The 23,096-nt window shown below is 50.1% G+C and carries 20 protein-coding genes; 15 read left to right on the top strand and 5 right to left on the bottom strand.

The window, feature by feature from the left end; all coding sequences use genetic code 11:
- Position 1 precedes the first annotated feature (1 nt).
- Complete coding sequence (locus H144_RS0115980; protein ID WP_019943093.1) at positions 2-1,699, top strand: SGNH/GDSL hydrolase family protein; 1,698 nt, start codon at positions 2-4, stop codon at positions 1,697-1,699.
- A gap of 31 nt (positions 1,700-1,730) precedes the next feature.
- On the opposite strand, the gene H144_RS0115985 is transcribed toward H144_RS0115980, so the two are convergent.
- Positions 1,731-2,267, bottom strand: coding sequence for a hypothetical protein (locus H144_RS0115985; protein ID WP_019943094.1), 537 nt, complete (start codon positions 2,265-2,267; stop codon positions 1,731-1,733).
- A 181-nt stretch (positions 2,268-2,448) separates the two neighbouring features.
- On the opposite strand from H144_RS0115985, the gene H144_RS0115990 reads away from it, so the two are divergent.
- The 7 genes from H144_RS0115990 to H144_RS0116020 all read left to right on the top strand — a co-directional run bounded on the left by H144_RS0115990 (position 2,449) and on the right by H144_RS0116020 (position 12,412).
- Positions 2,449-3,144 carry a LytR/AlgR family response regulator transcription factor gene (locus tag H144_RS0115990; protein WP_019943095.1) on the top strand — a complete coding sequence of 232 codons (696 nt, stop codon included), beginning with the start codon at positions 2,449-2,451 and terminating at the stop codon, positions 3,142-3,144.
- A 15-nt stretch (positions 3,145-3,159) separates the two neighbouring features.
- On the top strand, positions 3,160-5,034 hold the full coding sequence (locus H144_RS32015) for a hybrid sensor histidine kinase/response regulator (protein WP_019943096.1): 1,875 nt from the start codon (positions 3,160-3,162) through the stop codon (positions 5,032-5,034).
- A gap of 33 nt (positions 5,035-5,067) precedes the next feature.
- Positions 5,068-5,373 (top strand): hypothetical protein, encoded by a 306-nt coding sequence (locus H144_RS0116000; protein WP_019943097.1) that lies wholly within the window; start codon positions 5,068-5,070, stop codon positions 5,371-5,373.
- A 24-nt stretch (positions 5,374-5,397) separates the two neighbouring features.
- The gene (locus tag H144_RS0116005) at positions 5,398-6,669 is read left to right on the top strand and encodes an MFS transporter (RefSeq protein WP_019943098.1); all 1,272 of its coding nucleotides are present in this window, start codon (positions 5,398-5,400) and stop codon (positions 6,667-6,669) included.
- A 91-nt stretch (positions 6,670-6,760) separates the two neighbouring features.
- Positions 6,761-7,972, top strand: coding sequence for a GDSL-type esterase/lipase family protein (locus tag H144_RS0116010; RefSeq protein WP_026350739.1), 1,212 nt, complete (start codon positions 6,761-6,763; stop codon positions 7,970-7,972).
- 60 nt (positions 7,973-8,032) lie between these two features.
- A complete protein-coding gene (locus H144_RS0116015) occupies positions 8,033-11,485 on the top strand; it encodes a PVC-type heme-binding CxxCH protein (protein ID WP_019943100.1) in 3,453 nt (1,150 codons plus the stop codon).
- 183 nt (positions 11,486-11,668) lie between these two features.
- Positions 11,669-12,412, top strand: coding sequence for a ThuA domain-containing protein (locus H144_RS0116020; protein ID WP_026350740.1), 744 nt, complete (start codon positions 11,669-11,671; stop codon positions 12,410-12,412).
- 160 nt (positions 12,413-12,572) lie between these two features.
- Here the strand turns inward: H144_RS0116020 and bla are convergent, their stop codons facing one another.
- Complete coding sequence (gene bla, locus H144_RS0116025; RefSeq protein WP_019943102.1) at positions 12,573-13,310, bottom strand: subclass B1 metallo-beta-lactamase; 738 nt, start codon at positions 13,308-13,310, stop codon at positions 12,573-12,575.
- Between the two features lie 86 nt (positions 13,311-13,396).
- Between bla and H144_RS0116030 the strand changes: the two genes are divergently transcribed.
- From H144_RS0116030 to H144_RS0116040, 3 genes are read left to right on the top strand one after another with little or no spacing between them, the layout of a single operon-like run.
- On the top strand, positions 13,397-13,627 hold the full coding sequence (locus tag H144_RS0116030; RefSeq protein WP_019943103.1) for a hypothetical protein: 231 nt from the start codon (positions 13,397-13,399) through the stop codon (positions 13,625-13,627).
- Complete coding sequence (locus tag H144_RS0116035) at positions 13,620-13,940, top strand: type II toxin-antitoxin system PemK/MazF family toxin (protein WP_019943104.1); 321 nt, start codon at positions 13,620-13,622, stop codon at positions 13,938-13,940. Before H144_RS0116030 ends, H144_RS0116035 begins: the two co-directional genes overlap by 8 nt.
- Positions 13,941-13,944: 4 nt before the next feature.
- Complete coding sequence (locus H144_RS0116040; protein ID WP_019943105.1) at positions 13,945-14,307, top strand: DUF1304 domain-containing protein; 363 nt, start codon at positions 13,945-13,947, stop codon at positions 14,305-14,307.
- Positions 14,308-14,455: 148 nt separating this feature from the next.
- Here the strand turns inward: H144_RS0116040 and H144_RS33345 are convergent, their stop codons facing one another.
- Both H144_RS33345 and H144_RS0116050 read right to left on the bottom strand, forming a co-directional pair.
- The gene (locus tag H144_RS33345) at positions 14,456-15,043 is read right to left on the bottom strand and encodes a helix-turn-helix domain-containing protein (RefSeq protein ID WP_019943106.1); all 588 of its coding nucleotides are present in this window, start codon (positions 15,041-15,043) and stop codon (positions 14,456-14,458) included.
- Between the two features lie 86 nt (positions 15,044-15,129).
- Positions 15,130-15,405, bottom strand: coding sequence for a GIY-YIG nuclease family protein (locus tag H144_RS0116050; protein WP_211220692.1), 276 nt, complete (start codon positions 15,403-15,405; stop codon positions 15,130-15,132).
- 94 nt (positions 15,406-15,499) lie between these two features.
- Here H144_RS0116050 and H144_RS0116055 point away from each other — a divergent pair, with 94 nt between their 5' ends.
- From H144_RS0116055 to H144_RS0116070, 4 genes are all read left to right on the top strand, one after another.
- Positions 15,500-17,749, top strand: a complete 2,250-nt coding sequence (locus tag H144_RS0116055; protein ID WP_019943108.1) for a M28 family metallopeptidase — start codon at positions 15,500-15,502, stop codon at positions 17,747-17,749.
- A gap of 405 nt (positions 17,750-18,154) precedes the next feature.
- A complete protein-coding gene (locus tag H144_RS0116060) occupies positions 18,155-19,084 on the top strand; it encodes a hypothetical protein (protein ID WP_019943109.1) in 930 nt (309 codons plus the stop codon).
- Between the two features lie 53 nt (positions 19,085-19,137).
- Positions 19,138-20,676, top strand: coding sequence for a DUF8727 domain-containing protein (locus tag H144_RS0116065; protein ID WP_019943110.1), 1,539 nt, complete (start codon positions 19,138-19,140; stop codon positions 20,674-20,676).
- Positions 20,669-22,318, top strand: coding sequence for a hypothetical protein (locus tag H144_RS0116070; protein ID WP_019943111.1), 1,650 nt, complete (start codon positions 20,669-20,671; stop codon positions 22,316-22,318). The genes H144_RS0116065 and H144_RS0116070 overlap by 8 nt, the downstream gene beginning before the upstream one ends.
- Positions 22,319-22,460: 142 nt before the next feature.
- Here H144_RS0116070 and H144_RS0116075 read toward each other — a convergent pair whose 3' ends face one another.
- Positions 22,461-22,928, bottom strand: coding sequence for a hypothetical protein (locus H144_RS0116075; RefSeq protein WP_019943112.1), 468 nt, complete (start codon positions 22,926-22,928; stop codon positions 22,461-22,463).
- Between the last annotated feature and the right edge of the window lie 168 nt (positions 22,929-23,096).

A 23,096-nucleotide genomic window follows, 5' to 3' on the forward strand; every position in this document is an offset into this window, starting at 1 on the left:
AATGCCTTTTCTGGTACTGCTGGTACCGGAAGGGGCATTGCGGTTGGTGGGTTACGGGCACGATCTGCGTGTTTTTAGCGAAGATCCGGCGCGGAAAGGCTACATGGTACTGAACCCGCATGCGTCTAAGCGCTATTTTGCCAACCAAAAAAATGCTACTTACGGCAATGCAGAGCCGTTTCTAGCAAAAAAAGCACCCGGCACGACCCGCATTTTCGTGCTCGGCGAATCGACGACGATCGGTTACCCGTACATGCACAACGGCTCGTTCCACCGCTGGCTGCAATACCGGCTGATGCATACGTACCCCGACCGCGATTTTGAGGTTATCAACCTTTCGCTCACAGCCGTGAACTCTTACACGGTGCTGGATTTCGGCAAGGCAGTGCTCGACTATGAGCCGGATGCCGTGCTGGTTTACACGGGGCACAACGAATATTACGGTGCTATGGGCGTCGCGGCTACGAAAGGTATCGGTCACAGCCGGGCGCTCGGACGCTTGCTGATGAACCTGCGCAGCTGGCGGCTCACGCAGCTGATCGCCTCATTGACAGACCAAATCGGCGAAGCGCTATCAGGCCGGAAGACCGACCTGCGCGAAAACCTCATGAAACGGATGGCTGAAAACGAGCAGATTCTTTTCGGTTCGGAAGAATATGAGGCGGGCCTGACGCAGTTCAGGAAAAATATGGATGAGCTGGCCAATGCATTCGGCATAAAAGGCGTACCGTTGCTGATCAGCAACCTGGTAAGCAACGAGAAGGACCTGAAACCGTTTATCAGCATTAAAGACAGCGAAGGCCGCTCGGCGGATATGCATTACCGGGCCGGTATTGACTTTTACAAAAAGGGGGATTGGAATCTCGCCAAAAACGAGCTGGTGCAGGCGAAGGAGCTCGATGCATTGCGTTTCCGTGCACCGGAGCGGTTCAACCGCATTATCCGTGACATCGCAGGCGCACACCGGCGCGTGACGCTCGTGGATACGCGCGCGTTGTTCGAAGCGCATTCTGCGGGTGGCATTTTAGGCAGTGAAACGCTGCTGGAACATGTACACCCCAATTTGCAGGGTTATGCATTGCTGTCAGAGGCATTTTATCAATCCCTGAAAAAGACGGGAGTTTTGCCGGCGCCTGCCACGGAAATGCCGTTTGAAATACTACAAAAACAAATGCCCGTCACACGCGTCGATTCGTTGAAGGGCGAATATGAAATGATGATTTTGAAAGAAGGCTGGCCGTTCAACATCCCGATGCCTGCCGAGGAAAAGCGGGCGAAAACCGAGGAAGAAACCCTCGCCGGCGCACTGGTAGTGAAGCAGATCTCCTGGCGCGACGCGATGGGGCGTCTGCAAACGCATTACGCGGCCGGTCGCGATACGGCGGGGATGCTGCGGGTAGCCGAGGCGTTGGCGCTGGATGATCCGTTGAACGCCGTGTATTTCGACAATGCCGGCAAGCTGAGTATCGCGCGGGGCCTGGACCGGCAAGCCGTCCACTACCTCTCCAAAGCATTCCGTCTAGAAAACAGCTTCGAGCGAGCCCGGATGCTTTTTGTGATACTACTCAAAATGGGCGAGCCGGAAGAGGCTCTGCCCTATGTGCGTTACGCGGCTGCTAACAATACTTCCCGGTTTAATATCAATGAATTGTATGCGTTGGTGAAGAAGCAGGTAGAAGCCCGAAAGATAAGACAATGAGGCGCGGGGCCGTTGCCTCGCGCCATCATTATCATTTGCGGAGAGTGCTGAAAAATGATACCTGTCCATCGGCTTTGACCATCAGTACATCGGCCTCTTTGCCTTTGGAAACAGTGACGAAATAGTGGTCGGCGTCTTCGAACTGGGTGCCGTAAAGCAGCATGTTGGTGTCGTTGTTTTCATTGTCTTTGTATTCCAGCACACCGCCGATGGCGTAACCTTTGAAGTGTTTTTCAATGTCCTGCTGCGCTTTGGCAGGAATGTCGGCGAATTTTTTGTCGGCAGTAGTACCTACGAGCATGAAGTGGCCGTCGTAGAATGCGGTCAGTTTCTGACCGTCTTTGGTGAATGTCACTTCGTCGAATTGCGGGCCTCTGGACCAGACGGCGTCGTTAACCTGTCCGAAATCGGCGTAGAAGCTGTCTTTGGAGCGTGAGCTTACGTCGTTGCGGGCTTCGGCATGTTTTTCGGCTTTGTTTTCTTTGCGGATTTCTTTGGCGAGGGTTTGGGCTTGTGCTCCGGTGATGGCCAATGCGGCGATAATAGCGGATGTGATGAAAGTTTTCATTGTGATGCTATGTTTAAATGGTGATTGATCGTGTTTGAATGATCCAAAACTAGCGGGTACCGCCCACGTGGGAAACAGGAAATAGGCAGAAGGGCAGAAGGTGTCGGTGAAACGGGCGAAAGTGTCTTTCTGATTTCTTTTCATTACATTGGTTTCCGCAACGTAACCCGATCGTCAGAATATGAATTGCCTGGTCATCGACGACAATATCATCGCCCGCACCACCTTGAAACAGCTTGTGAAGCAGGATAAGGAACTCGTGCTGGCAGGCGAATGCGACAACGCGATGGACGCCTACCGCAGGATCATCGACGAACCGGTGGATTTGCTCCTGCTCGACATTGAAATGGAAGGTATGACGGGCATCGAGCTCGTGAGGAGCCTCGGCACCCGCCACCCGGTCATCATTTTTACCACATCCAAAAAAGAATACGCCGCCGAGGCATTCGAGCTGAATGTAGCCGATTACATTACCAAACCGGTCACGCCCGCCCGTTTTTTACAGGCGATCGAAAAGGCCAAGGAGATTTTCAGGAGTAAAAAACAGGAGGTAAAGGCCGAGGACGATAGCTTTCTCTTTATCCGCGATTCCAATATTGTGCGCCGTTTAAAAATCGAAGACATATTATATGCCGAAGCAATGGGCGATTATGTCAAACTCTACACGGCCGACAAATTCTTTTCCGTACATTCCTCGCTGAAAGAAGTGGAGTCGAAACTGCCCGAATCCCGGTTTCTGCGCGTGCACCGGTCGTTCATTATCCAGGTGGGAAAAATCGATACGATCGAAGGTGGCACGCTTATTATCAACCGGAAAATGGTGCCCGTCGCCGACACCTACCGGGCCGCGCTGAACCGGCGGCTGAATGTATTATGACCTTGAAACCCGGCTATGAGAGTCCGCACGCTTGTGATATATATTACCATCGGTTTCGCCGCCGCCGTGCTGGCGCTGATAGCCGTGCAGTATATTACGCGCCGTAACCTGGAAGAACTCATCACGGCCAACGAAAGTCTGCTCGACGAATACCGCATGAGCAGCGGGCTTTCCCACCGCGCCGACAGCACCAGTCGCGCCGTACTGGCCCGGAAAATGGATGTCGTCGATCAGAGCGGGCAGCGGGTGCTGCGCTGGAACCTGTACGTGATGGCCGGGGTGCTGGTGTTGCTCGTGGCGGTCTTTGCCATTATTATAGGAAGGATGAAAAAGCAGGCCGAGCTCATCGGACAGCTCAATATCAGCGAGAAAAAGCTGAAAGAAGCCGTGCTCGTGAAGGAGAATTTCCTCGCCAATATGAGCCATGAGATCCGGACGCCGCTCAATGCGATCCTGGGTTATACCCATTTGTTGCAAAAGAAAAAGCTCGACGAAGATACCCGCCTGCATATCAGCACGGTACAGCAGTCGGGGGAGACGCTGCTGGCGATCGTGAACGATATTCTCGATTTATCCAAAATAGAATCGGGCATGATGCGGATCGAGCGCGTACCGTTCAATCCCGAGGCGCTCGTGCATTCGGTGGCGACGATGTTCCACCACCGGTCGGAAGAAAAACAGGTACCCCTCGTCGTGACGTTCGAAACGGCCATTCCCGAGACCATCTCCGGCGACCCGACGCGGCTGACGCAAATCCTCGTCAACCTGATCAGCAATGCATTCAAATTCACGGAAAAAGGGGAAGTAAGGCTGCGCGTCACAGCCGCAAACACCGCGGAAGGCCATGTGGACATCACCTATGCGGTGAGCGATACCGGCATCGGCATTGCGGCCGGCGAGCTGCAAAGCATTTTCGAGCGGTTCAGGCAGGCGGAAGCGTCCACCACCCGGCAGTACGGCGGCACCGGTCTCGGGCTTTCCATCGTGCGCGACCTCGTGCATTTGCAGGACGGGCATATCGACATTCAGAGCAGGCCGGGCGAAGGTACCGCCGTGCGGGTCACGATCCCGTACCGCATTGCTTCCGGCGGCGAGATCCCCGTGCCGATCGCGTCGCCGGGGGCGCAGCATATGCGCAGTCCCGGGCTGCGCGTGCTCATCGCGGAGGACCACCCCATTAACCAAGGCCTGATGACACGCCTCATGGAAGAGCGCGGCATCGCCAGCCGCATTGCCGGCAACGGAGGAGAAGCCATTGAAATACTTCGAAATGAGCCGTTCGACCTCGTTTTTATGGATATTCAAATGCCGGGTATGGACGGCTACCAGGCCGCGAGCGCCATCCGCGAGCAGCTGAAACTCAGCATTCCGGTGATCGCCATGACGGCCCATGCCATGGAGGGCGAGAAGGAAAAATGCATCAGCTACGGCATGAACGACCATATTGCCAAGCCCGTTCGCGAGAGCGAGCTCGACCGTATTTTCAGGGAGTATGCCAAACACAATGGCGCAGAAAGTGCCGTCAGCGGGCTTGTTAACCGTTTCAAAGTCATCGACCTCGACTACATGCGGGAAATCAGCAACGGCGACGAGGCTTATGAAAAACTCGTTACCGAACAATTCCTGCACCTGATGCCCCGCGAACTGGAAGCCCTCTCCAACGCCGCCGACCGCCGCGACCCCGGTGAAATCCGGCGCATCGCCCACGGTATAAAAACGACGATTTCGATCATGGGACTGAATACATTGCTGGACGGGCGGCTGGATACATTGGAAGACGCTACCGTCAATATCGAAGCGCTCGTGCCGCATGTCGAAGCCGTCCTGGCTATCTGCAAGGAGGCGCTGGGCGAGGCCGGGGAGTTTTACAGGCAGTTTCAGCATGGCTGACGTCCGCGCCGGTTTGGAAAATTTAACATAAACATGCAACGTTTCAGGGCATACAAACGAGGCGAAACGAACCAGTTTTACTACCAAAAGGCCGACTCGACTTACATTCCGCTGGTGTATAAACGCTACATCGACGGGAACGGGCAAACGGCGACCAACTTCGGGTTCCGCCAGCAGCTGCTGAGCGGTTTCTCCTGCGAGCGCGTCACCAAAACGCAGATCGAGCGGACCCTGTACTGCGAAACGGATTTGACGCGCTTTTTTGTTGCTGCCCATATTGCATCGCTGCGCGATTTGCAGGTACCACATGGTAGAACCCGCACGGAAATGCCCTTTTAATACAAAACCATTTCCTAACCCTGCATGAAGCCGCAACTTGCACAGGTACGCTGGTACCGGATTACCCCCGTCGTTTTTGTCACATACAGCCTCGCTTACCTCGATCGGGCGAACTTCGGGTTTGCCGTTGCCGGTGGGATGGCCGATGACCTGCATATCACACCGAATACCTCGACACTGCTCAGCTCGCTGTTTTTTCTCGGCTACTTCTTTTTCCAGATCCCCGGTGCGCATTATGCGGCCACGCGTACCGCTAAAAAGCTGATATTTTTCTCGTTGATTCTCTGGGGCGGACTGGCGGCAGCTACCGGCATGGTGAACAATACCACCGTGCTGATCGTCATGCGGTTCATGCTTGGCGTGGTCGAAAGCGCGGTGATGCCTGCCATGCTGATTCTGCTCAGCCAATGGTTTACGAAAGAAGAGCGCTCCCGGGCGAATACTTTCCTGATATTGGGAAACCCGGTGACGGTGCTGTGGATGTCGGTGCTGTCGGGCTACCTGATCGACTCGCTGGGCTGGCGGTGGATGTTCATCATTCAGGGTGTGCCGGGCATTCTGTGGGCATTTATCTGGTGGAAGCTCATCGACGAGCGACCGATGGCCGCCAACTGGCTTACCGACGAAGAGAAACTGGCCGTGGAGAACAAACTGAAAGCGGAGCAGGCGGGTATTAAACCGGTGAAAAACTATGCGGAGGCATTCAAATCGACGAAAGTGATCCTGCTTTGCCTGCAATACCTGCTTTGGAGCGTGGGTGTTTACGGGTTTGTGATGTGGCTGCCGTCGATCATCAAGGCGGCACCGAACATGAATATGGTCACGACGGGTTGGCTGTCGGCGGTACCGTACGTGTTTGCCGTGGCGGGTATGCTGGCGGCGTCGTATTTCTCGGATAAAACGGGCAACCGGAAAGTGTTCGTATGGCCGTTTCTGCTCATTGCGGCCGTGTGCCTGTATGCGGGGGTGTGGATCGGCGCGGAAAAGTTCTGGCTTTCCTACGCGCTGCTCGTGGTTGCGGGAGGCGCGCTGTATACGCCTTACGGGCCGTTTTTTGCCGCTATCGCCGAAATATTGCCCAAAAATGTCATCGGCGGGGCAATTGGTCTGATCAATAGCCTGGGTGCATTGGGTTCATTTGCAGGCTCTTACCTCGTGGGCTACCTGAATAGCGAAACCGGTAATTTCAATGCTTCCTACACGCTCATGGCCGTGGCGCTCGTGCTGGCTACGATCATCACCATTGCGGTGATCCCGGCGCCGGAAGCGTCGGTACCAGTTGCGGAGGAGGTTTAACTGCCGAATTTTGGTGGCTGGGCGGTTAAGTTCGGCGGCTTTGGGCCTTTGTATAATAGTAAAACTCTGCCAAAAACTTAATCCCAAGTAAATGAGAAGTTTAAGACTGCCGGTGATGCCGGTTTGTGTTTTTCTGTTGCTACTAACCCTCGTCTACAGACCTGCAATCGCACAAAACAAAAGCCCGGACAATACCGCTGCATTTCAGCTCAAAGACGGCGACCGCGTGGTTTTCCTGGGGAATTCGATCTTCGAAAACGACTTTCAGTACGGGTACCTCGAACTGGCCCTTACGACGCGTTTTGCCGACAAAGGCATTACTTTCCGCAATCTCGGCTGGACGGGCGACAACGTCTGGGGCGAGGCGCGCAGTACGTACACCAACCCGCCGACACCCTACGAGCATTTGATGGAAGACATCACCAAAGCCGCTCCCACGGTCGTATTCCTCGCATATGGGGGCGTAGAAGCGCAGGAAGGGCAGGCCGGCGTGCCGCATTTCAAGGAGGGTTTGAATAAACTGATTGATAAAATCGACGCATTGGGCGCCCGCACGGTGCTGTTATCGACAATTCCGGTCGTCTCCGCGGACACGGCGCAGCACATCGCCAGCCGGAATGCCGATCTGCGGCTGTATTCCAAAGCCATTTCCGAGGTGGCGGCGCAGCGGAGCAAGCGGTTTGTAGACATCTACCAACCCATCGAAACACTGGCAAAAAAGGAGAATATCGTTGAAAATACCGTGCATTTGAACGAGGCGGGCTATTACCATCTGGCGATGGCCCTGGAACATGCATTGGGGCTCATTGACAGTAAGGTAGAACGCAATTTTGATGAACAGGCATTGTCCAAATCATCCGGTGGCTCAGCCATACTTACTTTTAAAACATTACCCTCGTTCCTCCCGCTTCCCTGGCCCACCGATGCGGCCGGCTCCACGGCGCAGTTGGAAACGGTGCGTATCAGGGGTTTGAAAAAGGGCTATTACACCCTCAGCGCCGGTCACGGCCAGGTGGTGACAGGTTCTGCGAAGGATTGGGAAAAGGGCATCGACATTGTGCAGGGACCGGCGTTCGAGCAATCGGCGCGGGTGCGGGAGATGATTATCCGTAAAAACGAGCTGCATTTCTTCCAGTACCGCCCGTTGAACCAGACCTACATCACCGGTTTCCGCAAATACGAGCAAGGACGCCACGTGCAAGGTCTCGAAGAACAGAATATCCTCATCAAATGGCTCGAAGGGCAGATTATCCTGCACAGCACACCGAAAGAGGTAGTGTACGAATTGCGGAAGCTGGATTGACATTAACTATCAGAACATTAAGCCGACGGACCGCCGACCGCTGACCGCCGATTTTCACATATGAAAAAGCTATTCTACGGAGCGTTGCTCCTTCCCCTGGTGCTGCTGACCTCCTCGACCGAGCCCGAGCAGCATCCTTTTAACCTGGACCCTGACGTTGAAAAGGAACTGAAATCGTTCAAAGTCGCCGATGGTTTTGAGGTAACCTTATTTGCCGCCGACCCGATGGTTGCGAAGCCGATCCAGATGAACTGGGACACCGACGGCCGCCTCTGGGTGGTGAGCAGCACGGTGTACCCGCATTTGAAAACCGGCGAATCAGCGAATGACAAGATATTCGTCCTGGAAGATACCGACGGCGATGGCAAAGCCGATAAGTCAACCGTTTTTGCCGAAGGATTAATACAACCAACCGGTATCCTTCCCGGCGACGGTGGCTGCTATGTCGCCAACTCGACGGAGATCCTGCACTTCGCGGATACCGACGGCGATGGTAAGGCCGATAAGAAACGCCGCATTCTCAACGGCTTCGGTACCGGCGACACGCACCATTTGATCCACACATTCCGCTGGGGGCCGGAGGGGAGGCTGTATTTCAACCAGTCGATCTACATTTACAGCCACGTGGAAACGCCTTTCGGCATCAAACGGCTCGAAGGCGGCGGCGTATGGCAGCTCAATACGCGTAACCTGGATATGGACGTGTACGCACGCGGGCTTGTGAACCCGTGGGGCTTGCAGTTCGACCGCTGGGGGCAATCGTTCCTGACGGACGGGGCTGGTGGCGAAGGTATTAACTATGCATTTCCCGGCGCTACTTTCGTGACGGCACCCGGTGCGGCCCGCATTTTGCGCGGCCTGAACCCCGGCCAGCCGAAGCATAGCGGTCTCGATGTCGTTTCGGGCTCGCATTTGCCCGATGCATGGCAGGGACGCATGATCACCAACGATTTCCGCGCGAACCGCATCAACAGTTTCAAGCTGGAAGAGCAGGGGAGCGGCTACGTTTCGAAGCAAACGGACGACCTGATGTGGTCGGACAATGTGGCTTTTCGTCCGGTAGATATCAATGTAGGACCGGACGGCGCCATTTACGTAGCCGACTGGTATAACCCCATTATCCAGCACGGTGAAGTGGATTTCCACGATCCCCGCCGCGACCAGCAGCACGGCCGCATCTGGCGCATCGTCGCCAAAAACCGTCCGGTCGTGAAGAAGCCGCAACTCGGTAAGGCGACTGTGAACGAGCTGCTTGAATCATTGAAGTTGCCGGAAGACTGGACACGTTTGCAGGCGAAACAGGTATTGAAAGCACGCGGCTCGAAAGAAGTATTGCCGGCTCTGGAAAAATGGGTAGCGGCTTTGGACAAAAACGATGCCAAATACGAGCATAACCTGCTGGAAGCATTGTGGTTATACCAAACTCTGGAGACCGTAAACGAACCGATACTGCTCAACCTGCTGAATGCGAAGAGCCACAACGTTCGCGCGGCGGCATTACGTGCATTGGCACTATGGTACCCGAAGGTGTCGAACACACCGGCGTTGCTCGCGAAAGCGGTCGGCGACACGCATCCGCAGGTACGCCTCGAAGCGGTGATCGCATTGCGTAAAACCAAAACACCGGAAGCAGCGAAGACCGCATTGACGGTGCTGGACGCGCAGATGGACGAATTCCTGGATTTCGCGCTGTGGCAAACCGTGCGCGAACTGGAACCGGTGTGGGTGTCGAAACTGAAAACCGATCCCAACTTGCTTGGAGACGCTAAAAAAACTGCCTATGCATTGAAATCGGCTACGAGCGCCGATGCGGCGGCATTGCTGACGGCATTGTACCAGAAAGGTCAGGTGCCTGATGAATATCAAAAAGACGTCCTCGCGTCGATCGCACGCCTCGGTCAGCCCGGCGACCTGAATATGCTGCTGGACCTGGCCGTTCAACCGAATAACAAGAACGCCGCCGCGCAGCTTGCTGCCCTGGAAGAAGCGGGCAGCCAGCGGAAAGTGGTGCCGAACAAAAATGCGGAACGCATTGCTTCGCTGATCGGCAACGACGATGAAGCGGTAAGTCTCAGTGCCATTCGTTTGATCGGCCTTTGGAAGATTTCGTCGCTGAACGACAGGCTCACCAGCTTGATCCAAACGGGCAATCCGGCGACTAAAAAGGCGGCATTAGGCGCATTAGGAGCCATCGATAAGCCGAAAGCATTGCAACTCGTATCCGACCTCACCGGCCCGAAAAATACGCCGGAAGTACGCATTATCGCCGCGGCGCAGCTAGCGGGACTGGATGAAAAAGAGGGCGCGAAGGCGAGCGCCGAGCTGATGCGCACATTGCCTGCGGATACGGACATGTCCGAGCTTTTCCTGGCATTTATCCCTTCCAACTCCGGTGCAGCCGCATTGGCCGACGCCATTGCCGCGAAGAAAATCCCCGAACCGGTAGCGAAACGCGGGCGGGTGCTCGTGCAGCAACGCGCCGGCTGGACGCGCCAGAGCATCGACGAGATCGCCGCGTTGAAAAAGGCCCTGGAAGCATCAGGAGGCACCATGCCGGCACCGAAAATGCCGCAGGACCTTGACGATAAAACGATTGAAGGCCTGGCGAAGCTTGCCCGTGAAAAGGGCGATGCTGCCAAAGGGGAGCTGATTTTCCGAAAGGCAGAATCGAGTTGTACGACCTGCCACGCCATTGGCGGCGCGGGCGGATTGATCGGCCCTGATTTGAGCAGCCTCGGTACCAGCTCGCCGGCCGAAACCATTATTAAGTCGATACTATATCCAAGCGCCTCTATTAAAGAAGGTTATGACCTCAAACGCGTCGTGAAAAAGGACGGCTCCGAATTGATGGGCTACCTGGCCTCGGACGGCGCCAACGAAATCGTGATCCGCGACGTGACGGGCAAGGAAGTGTCGATCGCCAAAAGCCAGGTGCAGGTAATGGAAAAAGTGCCGGGCTCGCTCATGCCTCCGGGCCTCACTGCCAGCCTCGACCGCGACCAGTTCGTGAACCTCGTCGCATTCCTGACCAAACTCGGCGAGCCGGGCGACTTCCGCGTACCCGCGACGCGCTATGTACGCAGGTGGGAGAGTATCGAGCTTAGTAAGGAGTTGGCGGGTAAGTTTTCGATGGAAACGCCGGTCATTGCCGGTAAAGGGGCAAAAGTGGTTACCAGCCCGGCTTATAGCAAAGTCTCCGGCGAGCTCCCGACCGACGACCTGGCCGAAATGAGAAACAGCGCGGGCAAAACATTCAGTATTGTCCGTTTCGAAATCGAAGCCCTCACTAAAGGCCCGGTATCTTTCGGCCTGAATACCACCAGTGGCATCACCGCCTACAATGGCAGCAAACCCCTGAAAGTGGCCGACGGTACCATCACCGCCGACCTCTCGCAGGGTATCCAGCCGATCACCCTCGTCATCGACCGAGGCGTCATGAAGGATGCCGGTTTGAAAGTGGAATTGAAAGACGTCGCCGGCGGCGCGCAGACGCGGTTGAAGGTGGGCAGGTAATTTGTTTTGGATGTTATCGGAAAGCAGCCGGCGCGTGAGTGTCGGCTGCTTTCCTTTATCGAATTGATGATAAGCTACTTATTTTAATAGTGGCAATTGGAGATCGAAAGGATGTTTGCAACAAGTAAATTTCCCATTCAGTTTGTTTTAAATACTATTTCCATCTTTACCCAAATTACAACCATGCTCAAAAAATTACTGGCACTGTCTCTTCTGATCGGAAGTGCGGTTACGGCGCATGCGCAGCAGTTTAAGGCACTGCTATTTACCAAAACTGCCGGTTTTCACCACGTTTCGATCCATGAGGGCGTGACCGGGATCAGGAACCTCGCAGCGCGGCACAATTTTTCGGTCGACTGGCAGGAGAATGCGGACGTATTCAATGACAAAAGTCTGGCTAACTATGCCGTGGTGATCTTCCTGAATACCACCGGCGATATCCTGAACGACGCGCAGCAGGCGGCCCTCGAAAAGTACATCAAAAGTGGAAAAGGCTGGGTAGGCATTCACGCCGCGGCAGATACCGAGTACGACTGGCCGTGGTACGGCAAGCTCGCGGGCGCCTATTTTAAAACCCACCCGGCGCAGCAAACTGCGTTCCTGGATGTGAAAGACAGCAATTTTCCCGGCCTGGAACGTTTTCCGAAACGCATGCTCTGGACCGACGAATGGTACGAATACAAAAAGCCCCTCAATGTCGATGATCTGAAAGTGCTCATCACACTCGACGAGAAAACCTACGATCCTAAAACCAGCCAGGGTACCGGCATGGGCGATCACCCAATCGCATGGTACCACAATTTCGACGGTGGCCGGGCATTTTATACCGGATTAGGCCATATTGGATTGGTTTACTCCGATCAGTCGTTCCTGGATCACCTGTATGGCGGCATTTACTGGGCTGCGACCGGGAAGGGCGTCAAGTAGGCGTTGGTGCGGGATGGGTATCGTCGGTGTTTTTGACCGCCGACGATCGACCGCTGACCGCCGATTCGTATTGCGGTAATGCTAACGATTTCTTGAACAGCAAAACCAGTAGTCGGCCGTCGGCGGTCAGTAGTCGGCGGTCAGTAGTCGGCGGTCGGACCTACTTCTCTCCGCTAAACAACTTCACCGTGTAATCCAGTAATTCGTTCCCGCCGATTTTACCGTGCCCGGGAATCACTACCTTCACATCCGGATACTGCGCTTTGATTTTCGTCACCGTTGCGGGCCATGCTTCTACATTGGCGTCGGCGAGGTTGCCTTTTGTGGCATCGACTTCCTTGATCAGGCAGCCGCCGAACATGACCTTCTCTGACGGGAAATAGCCGATGATATTGTCGCGCGTATGGCCTTCACCGTAAAACGCCGCTACGACCGCTTTTTTACCCACTTTCAGGTCCAGCTTGTTGTCGAAACCCTTTTGAGGCACGGGGAATTTGCGTTCCTTATCGTATGCGATTGTTTTGTTTGTGGCATAAGAGGGGATTCCGTGATCGTGAAATGCTTTCAAACCACCGACGCAATCCTCATGGAAATGCGTGGCTATGACAGCTTTCACCTTACATTTTAAACTATCTTCCACCCATTTGATCACCTTTTCCGACGTCGCATCGTCGACGGGAGTGTCGAAGATCACCGCCTCGCCTCCGTCGAAAACGATGAGGCCGTTGCAGGGGACTTTGCCGAAACTCTCGGTTTGCAGGTAAGTAAGATGGTTGTAGGCGTGATCGCTGACTTTCTGGATGACGAGGTCGTCGGTTTTAAAGCTCTTGTCGGGCGTTTGCGCGTGTGTGAGGGTGTACGTGAGTGCTAGCAGGCCGGCGAGAATGTGTTTTTTCATCGGTTGGTTGGTGAATAGAAGTGAACGGGAGTTTCGGTAGCAAGATAAAGTAAATTGCTATATTTGAATGTACAAACTATATAACCATGACAAAGCAAGCTATCATAGCGCGGACTTTGGAAGCTATCAACCAACTTCCGGTAGATAAGGCGGAGGAAATTTCCGATTTCGCGGATTTTGTCCGTAAACGTCATGAGGAACAGCAGCTTACCCAGGGCATTCAATTGCTCATTGAAAATAGCACAGCATTCGATTTCCTGAAAGACGAAGAGGATGTCTACACACTAGCCGATTTGAAAGAAGTGTATAATGGTTAAAGGAGACATTGTACTCATCCCGTTTCCATTTACAGATTTGTCAGGGAGCAAATTGCGACCTGCGGTAGTTCTTATGGCAGACAAAATGGATGTTACGGTTTGCTTTATCACAAGTCAGATCGGTTGGCAAGAGCCTACTGATGTTTTGCTTGTCCCCAATCCTACAAACGGTCTCAAATTGGCGTCACTTATCAGGACGAGTAAAATCGCATCTTTGGACAAAAGGTTGGTAAAAGGGTTATTGGGCAGGTTATCGGCCCAGGAGCTGGCCGATCTGAATTCCAAACTAAAAATATTGTTTCAACTCCCGTAGCCCTATGCAAACACTCTCCACCATCCTCGTCGCCCTCGTCGCGCTGGAACATCTTTACATTCTCTACATCGAAATGTTCGCCTGGGAGACGAAGGGCAAGGAAACGTTCAAAGGCTCCCTGGCGCCGGAGTTGTTCAAACCGACCAAAACCCTGGCTGCCAATCAGGGGCTTTACAATGGGTTTCTGGCTGCCGGACTGATCTGGTCGCTGCTGATCGAGGACCATCATTGGCGGTTGTATGTGGGCGTTTTCTTTTTGTGCTGCGTGATTGTCGCTGGGATTTACGGGGCTGTGACGGCTAGCAAGAAGATATTTTTTGTGCAGGCGTTGCCGGCGATTGTAGCGCTGGTGGTGCTGCATTTGTGAAAGGTAGGTTGCCGAGAGCTGCCGTTTGCGACAGGGTTAATATTCATTTCCAAAAAGTCATCGATGGAATTGTGTTCGCACGCCGCGGGCATTCTTTTTCATATTTTGAAATTGTCCTGCCAGAAAATGGAAGGGTTGAACGCATAAGTTAACCCAAACCTAAAATCCGGTCTTTGCGACGCCCTATCTGGAAGTGTGTCCAGATGATTGCAATGGTGTTAACCACCAACAGCGCACTCGTGGCGTACAATGCAAACTGGGGCATGCCAAGGTGGCCGAAGAATGGCGAGAACATGGCGATAAATGCGATTCCGTAAGTAAGTACTGTCCATGCAATCTGGAATTGCAGAACCCGCTTTCCGAATTCCGCGACGCCGGCAACACTGTTTCGTTTGTAGATCCAAAAAGCAAGCGGCAGGAGCACGTTACCAAACGGCATTACCCAAAGCGACAACGCGGAAAGGTTCAGCAGTTTCAAAGCCCCCGGATCATCAATAACCGGTGCCGGCGGGATAGCGACGGGGACAGTAAATGTGTCAGCAGAGAAAGTTTCGACTTCTACCCCCAGCGCCTGCGCAAGGAGACGAAGTGTCTCACCGCGGGGTATTGTGTCGCCGTTTTCGATGCGTTGCAAAGTGCGCAGGTTAATGCCTGCCATTTCGGCCAGCGCTTCCTGCGAAAGGCCTTTGCTTTTGCGCAAGGTGCGTATTTTTTCGGCGATGGTTTGTTTGCTCATGTTGAAGTTGTTTTGCCCAAATTTACCCTTTTGGAAGTATGAATGATAGCGGCATTTTTACGGCATTTGCCGAAACAGTCGGCGAATCAGCTTCTATTGTTTTTGTAATGGCTTGAATTCTGACATTCCGCAAGCGCCTTTAAATCATCCCACCGGTCTTCAATGATCGCCTCCTTCTTTTTCCGGCTCCAACCCTTCACCTGTTTTTCAGAGGCAATGGCCTGTCTTACATCCTGGAATTCGTACGAGAACACAATTTCAACGGGCCGTCGTGTAAAAGTATACGATCCGGAATCCTTACCAGAGTTATGCTCCGCCAGCCGCCACTCCAGACCACTGGTGACGCCAGTATAGGCTGACATGGCCATACGGTGGCACATTCTCTTGAAATCTTCCCCATTCCTCCCCTCCATTCATTATATTTAAGCATCATCAAAAAACTTTCACTCCGTTCCTATGCATCACCTTTTCAAAAGAACATTTATTCCAATACTACTTTCCGGACTGGCAGCGGTGCCTTCGCTCGCACAGCAACAGCCATCGCTTCTCGGCTTCGGTACCGAGGCAGCGAAGAAGGAGCTCGACCTCGAAGCCGCGTTCGATAAACAATTACAGGCTAACAATCTGCGGGACTGGATGAAGCGCATGACCGCCTTCCCGCACCAGCTGGGCTCGCCGTACGGCCTCAATAATGCGCTTTTTCTGCGCGACAAGCTTGTTTCATGGGGTTTCGATGCGCGGCTCGATACGGTGCATGTGCTTTTCCCGATGCCCAAAGTGCGGATACTGGAATTGACCGAACCGACGAAATTCAAGGCTTCGCTGACGGAAAAACCATTGAAAGAGGACGCCACATCGGCGCAAACGAAGGATGTACTGCCGCCGTACCACGCGTTTTCAGCCAATGGCGATGTGACGGCCGAGCTCGTTTTCGTCAATTATGGCGTGCCGGATGATTATGAGGAGCTCGCGAAGCTAGGCGTGGACGTGAAGGGCAAGATCGTGATTGCCAAATACGGCGGTTCGTGGAGGGGCATTAAGCCGAAAGTCGCGTACGAGCATGGTGCGATCGGCTGCATTATTTATTCCGATCCGAAGGAGGACGGCTATTTCCAGGGCGACGTATATCCCAAAGGGGCATTTAAAAACGAGTCGGGCGTGCAGCGCGGGTCGGTGGTGGATTTGCCGTTGGCGCCGGGCGATCCGCTCACCAATGGTTTTGTGGCCGACGCGCAGCACAAGCGGCTGTCGTTGGAAGAGGCACCTGCGATGATGAAGATTCCCGTGCTGCCGATTTCCTACGGCGATGCATTGCCGCTGCTCAAAGCATTGGGCGGTCAGGTAGCGCCCGCGACGTGGCGGGGCGCATTGCCGATCACCTACCACGTCGGCCCCGGCCCGGCAAAGGTGCATTTGAAGCTGGAATTCAATTTCGATATCGTGCCTTGCTACAACGTGATCGCGACGCTGAAAGGCAGCGAGTTTCCCGACCAATGGGTGATCCGCGGTAACCACCACGACGCCTGGGTATTCGGTGCAGCCGACCCGGTGAGCGGTGCCGTGGCCGAACTGGAAGAAGCGCGGGCATTGGGTGAGCTCGTCAAAACGGGCTGGAAACCGAAGCGTACCATCGTCTACTGCTGGTGGGACGGCGAGGAGCCCGGCCTGCTCGGCTCGACGGAATGGGTAGAGAAATACCAATCTATTTTGAAGGAAAAGGCCGTTGTTTATCTCAATTCGGATGGAAACGGCCGCGGGTACCTGGGTGCGGGCGGGTCGCATACGCTTGAAAAATTCGTGAACCAGGTAGGCCGCGACGTCACCGACCCCGAAAAAGGCACGAGTGTGATCGAGCGCCTGCGCTCACGTACGATCCTGAACGGCTCGCCGACCGCCAAACAGGAAGCCCGCTCCCGCACCGACCTGCGCATTGGCGCGCTGGGTTCCGGTTCTGACTATACGCCGTTTATCCAGCACCTCGGCATTGCCTCGCTCAATATCGGTTATGGCGGCGAAGACGCCGGCGGCGACTACCACTCCATTTTCGATTCCTACGACCATTACACCCGTTTCAAGGACGGCGACTTTGCCTACGGCGTAACGCTCGCCAAAACCCTCGGCCGTTCCGTCCTCCGCTTCGCCAATGCCGACGTGCTACCCTTCGATTTCAGCAACTTCGCAAACACGGTGCAAGGATATACTGCGGAAGTAAAAAAGGAGCTCGAAGCCGCGCGCACCAAAGCGGAAGATCACAACAAAGTGCTTGGCGAAGGCCGCTTCGAAGCTGCGGCTGATCCCAAAGACCCATTTGTGAACCCTGCCGTTGAATCGGTGGCACCCTACCTCAACTTCGCGCCGCTGGATAATGCATTGGTGAGGTTGGAACAAAGCGCGAAGGCATTTGCTTCGGCATCCTCGAAATTCTCCGCACTTCCCGCTGACAAGTTGAAGGAGTTGAATGAGATTTTGTACAAAACAGAAAGGAAGCTGATTCATGCGGATGGATTGCCTCGTCGGCCCTGGTACCGGCATCAGATTTATGCTCCTGGGTTTTATACGGGGTATGGGGTGAAGACTTTGCCGATGATCCGGGAGGCGATTGAGCAGAAGAATTGGAAGGAGGCTGAGGAGGGGATTTTGCGGGTTAGTGGGGTTTTGGAGGGGTTTGTTGGGGAGGTTGAGAAGGCGAGTGGGGTGGGGAGATAATTGCATCGACGGCTCTATCGGGTGTGCCTCTTAATCGCGATCTTAGCCTGACCTAATTTTGTTTTTTGAGGTGGAGGTAGGGTGAAGGTAAGTTGATCTTTGACAGGGACTGGTCATCGTTGTCGACATATATCACTCTTACCTAGTGTAAACAGAGCTTAGTTGCAAAAACGTGATACTAAATTTCTCGCAAGATATCCATGTGCAGATAACAAATTAATAAACTGTATCTTATTGAAATTCAGAGCTTTGTTTAGGTCCCGGGATTGCTGAATTTTTATGATCCATAAAGTAGGCGTATGAGTATAGACTGGTGTTTAGGGCCTTTTTAGAAAAAAATAAATCAAGTTCAGTAAATTGCTATATAAATTATAACGTCCTCTAAATAAGTTAACTAGAACAAAAATGTTAAAAGGTCAATTAAGTGCGGAAACTTTTAGTTATAGAGATAGTCATCGATTTACAGATACAAATTATATTCTGGTTGTTAAAGATGAAGAATTTCCAAATAATAGTTTGATCTCTATTTTTTACAACAGCAGCGGGAAACTCATTGATATTGATGAATACGAAATGGGCGACCGAATATTGGCAACGAAGAATATGTTGATGGATATTCCTCCTCTTAGCGAGCGGTTTTCACTTCATCAATTGGTTAAAATTTCTTCTGGGACAATTATTAAAAACGAAAAATATTACGATGGTTCGACGTTTCCTAAAAGTATTACTTTCCACACAAACGTCAATGCGCTTAGAGAGAATGAGGTAATCGAAATATTCGAAGGTATTGTGAGTGAAGAAAGCGCAATTTTTGAGCTTAACGAAATCGCTCTTAACAACTTATTAAAAGATTACATTCAAACTAATAACTCGTTCTTTGTTTTAGATAATGGTAGTTTGACGGGACCATTTAAGGTCAAAAATACCGATACGTCTGGAAATTTTATTGTTGAGAAAAGTTCGTGGATTGCATTCGGTGATTATGAGTACACCGACCACACTTACGTTCAATTTGAGGCGAACCATATCACTAGAAAGATAATTATCCCTTCAATTGCAAAGTTGAATATTATAAAGGAAAAAGATTTTTTAACCAATAACGAACTAATTAAAAAGTTTGAAAATCGCTTGTCCAGAACTCCTGAACTTTATTCTGTTACCGAGATTGAGAGAATTTTAGATGTTACAAGAAAGGTGGTGTCCAATTCTCTATCCGAAAACAGAGAAGAGGAGCGACGATTAAGGGATATATTGTTGCGTGGTGAACAAGGTTTGTTATCTAACATAGACATTGCCAACCTAATCCAGAAATTCCTCTCGTCAAATCTGAGATAGAACGATTAGAGCTTACAAGGCATAACTTAGCGAAAGATATTCAAAAGATTGAAGTGAGTAAACTATCAATCGAGCAGGAACTTAATATCAGTCGCGACAATTTAGAACAATTAAGGGAGGAAATTAAGGATATAGAAAAATTCAAAGCGGAAGAGTTGAGGAAACAAAAAATTAGTCTGGAAGATGAGATTGTGCAGTTGGAAGAAAAAAAACTTAATATTGATCAAGAAATTGAAAGAGAGCGGGAGAATAAATCAAACCAAATAAATGAACTAGAAGTAACAATTAAATATTTGGAAAGAACGATGGATTCATTGCGGGTCGGAATACAAACTCTTCAAGAGAATTTTACTGATGAGCAGAAGTCAGCTCACAAAAAATTGCAAGAGCTGTTAGTGTTGAATCAGCACTATAATATTCTTAGTGGAAGAGATTTTGATTCACGTGGAGAGGAGAGTCAACAGCAATTTCAAAGCCATGAAATTCTCGAAGAAGATCAAGTCAATATGGATAGATTTGAATTATATAAGAAATTGAAGGATGAATTTGTTGGAATCCTTAGTAAAAATAACAGAAAATTTGACTCACATTTCATTGATAATATATTGATATCTGTGCATCAAGGGACCTTAACGCTTTTCGCCGGAATGCCCGGGAGTGGAAAAACATCATTAGTCAGGATATTGATGAGTGCCTTGGCACCTAAAGAGCGAATACGAGAAGTTTCTGTTGGAAAGGGATGGACCTCACAGAAGGACCTGATTGGTTTTTTTAACCCTTTATCTAAAAAATTTCACTCGTCATCAACAAACGTTTACAGCCTTCTGAAGCAACTTGATTGGGAACATGAGAAAGGTTTATTTAACAAATCACCTATGTCTTATATTCTTTTGGATGAGGCAAATCTCAGCCCATTGGAACATTATTGGTCAGCATTCTATAACCTAACGGATAATGTAGCAAATACAGGTGCTGGGATGAAAATCTTTTTAGGTAATTCTGAGACAATTGAGTATTCGAATAATTTACGTTTTATTGGGACTATCAATTATGATCAAACGACAGAAGAACTGTCACCACGTGTGGTTGATCGCGTTAATATAATTCGGATGGAGAGTCAGCGTTCATTCGATATTGCCAAAATAACAGATTCTGATATAGATAGTATAAAACTTTCATTCGGTAAATGTCGAGAAATTTTCGGGTTGTTGGACTACTCAAATAAGCTTGATATTTCGATTGATGAAGATTTTGAAGTTCGATTTTCTCAAATTTTGAAGAAATTTGAGGACTTGCGGATATTTGTAAGCCATAGAGTTCAAATTGCTATTAGGCGATATTGTAAGGTTGCAAAAAATTTGATGTATGAACAGAACAAACCACTGGATTACTGTATAGCTCAGCGACTTTTACCGCTGATAAAGGTTCAAGGAGCAAGAGCAAAGTCGAAATTGAAAGAGCTCAGGACGTTACTTGACGACAATAAGTACGATATATCATCAAGAATTCTGAACGAAATAATTATGATCGGTGAGGAAGGGGAAATGTTTCAAGATGATTTCAACTACTTTTTGACTTTATCTCATGTTTAGACTCTTTGAAGTTTTTCCGACAGGTCGAGTAGAAATTTTCCAGATTGAGGACACCTTTAATGTTAAAGAGTTAGGTGATTATGAATTTGAATTTTTCGGCCGGCCACTATCCCAACTGGATGATGACGTTTTTGTTGAGGATTTACCTCTCGAAAGAAATCTTTACATTGCAAAATTTGATAGTGTTGTTTCTACGAAAGCATCTAAGTTATTTCAAGACTACTTTGGGGCTGCATCTTTTTCAATTCGTGGCGAAGTTTTTAAAATGAACATCCAAATAGAAAAATTCAGGGTGTCCGAGATTGAAGAAATTTTACTGTTTTTATGGGTGAATGACAATAAAATATTTGATAATTTTTTTTCTAAAAGTAGTATTAAATCGAGCGTTGGAAGAGATGGAAGTGCATATAATCTTACATCTAAATTTATCTTATTTTCTCACGCCTTTTGTGAAGTGTTTGAATCATTGCTGCCTGCTTTTACAAAACTTCCTAGGTCTAAATTTTCGAAAAATGAGGAAATTGTGGATTATTCGCCGAGGGTAATATCTGAAAAATCATTGGACTGGTTGGTTCAGAACCTAGACGAAGTTCGGTTCGATGCCTCTTACAGAAATCACCCGGACTCGATTCCAATTGCATCTAATTTCGGATATATTCAACGTATAGCAACTGACGCAGTCTACTCAAATAAAAACACCTTTGAGAATTCCATAATACTTGGCTCATTCAAATATTTACTTTTAACAATAAACTCATTGAAATCCAGTATTCAGAGCGCAGTGCCTATTAAACAGGAATTCAGTTCAAAGGAATACGCCGATTTTCGTGACTTAAAAAAGGTACCTTATTTGAAGTTGCTTCGTGATTCTGAGTATTTAGAAGTAAAATTGAAGATTCTATTTGCGAAGTATCAGAATATTTTTGTGGATACACGCGTTAAATTGGGAAGACCAAGAATGACTAACGTGTTTTCACATGTGTCGCATTATCGTCAAGCTTACAAAATTATAGCAACAGTATATGATTACAAACTTCGCTTAGATGGAGCATTTGACCTTTTGAACGTTCGAAAACTTAGCCAGTTGTATGAAATTTATAATCTTCACCAGATTGTTCACGGTCTCACAGAAAATCTCAATATGAGCGTATTCAGTGTAAATTTTACCTCTTCGCGAAATGATGGAATCACCAATCTAGTATCCTTTTCATACAGAGAATATGCTATAAGCGTGTATTATGAGATGCAGTACCCTAATTCGCTGACTGATCAAATTCGGTTAGACACGAGGGCAGGATCATACTATAAACCTGATTATGTCATTGAAATTAATACCCCGGATGTGACATTAAACTTCATATTAGATTCGAAATACTCACGTTATCAGGTCGTTAAGTACAAATACTTGAATGATGCAATCTTTAAATATATTTTAAATACTGGTTTCAGGAATAATCGTTATAAAAAAGTCGATGGTCTTGTTTTGATCTTTCCTGGTGAGCACGATGAAGTGGTGGTTTTGGGGCAAAACTATTCCCCACAAATTCGCCTTATATCGTCTAAACCTAAGTTCGACTCCGGCTTGCGTAACTTTATCGCTAGTATCCTTGATGGCGTCTTACCTTCTATGTTACGAATTTGAAGCGAGAGGTAGTTAAGTGCAATGACATGTTAACCTGCCAGTCCATTGAATCCGGGACCAGCTGATTGATGTTTTCGTGAAATTTTAGATTTCGGGTTGCCTGACGAAGGTGGTCTTCAATATGCGTCAAAGGTGTGTGCTGTTATTTGCCGAACAAAAAGTGATAATGGCTTGGGACCGAAAGCATATCGCATTGCTCAACAATGGTCGTTGTCATATCGAACCCATGTTGGTGATACTTTGCATTGATCTTCGCTTCTGCCATAATCAACGCTCCTTCAACGGCCTCCGCGTCGTTTTCGATTTCAGCCCAAACCAGAAGTTCGGAGTTGTGAAAGCTTACAGCGAGTTTGAGAAACGGCGCATTTTCGAAATCCTTTAAGAGATGGATATAGTCGACCAGCATGTTTTGGATATAGTATTGCTGGGCGGTTTTCGTTGCCGTGTCCATCATATCCTGAATGTTGCCGTCGATCAGGGTTTCATACAGATGCTTCTTGGCGTCATTCGCAACGCCAGTTTCCAATGCAAGCTGATCGATGCGGATGGAGGAAACAAGGTCATCGAACCAAACGTCGGTTTTGCTCTTTTCTTCTGTTACGTTTTGCATGTGTAGTAGTGTTTTAGTCCGTTATGGAATGAAAAGGGTCTGCGAATATAATAAGATTACGTCGGAGATTAATACGCTTTACCTAGTAGAAGCTTGCAGTAATCACAGTCGATCAAACCAAAATCTCAAGAAGCGGCCACTTAGCCCGTTCAAATCGAATAATTTGAA

Origin of the sequence: Dyadobacter beijingensis DSM 21582 (assembly GCF_000382205.1) — a bacterium.
In the GTDB taxonomy this organism is placed as follows: Bacteria; Bacteroidota; Bacteroidia; order Cytophagales; family Spirosomataceae; genus Dyadobacter; species Dyadobacter beijingensis.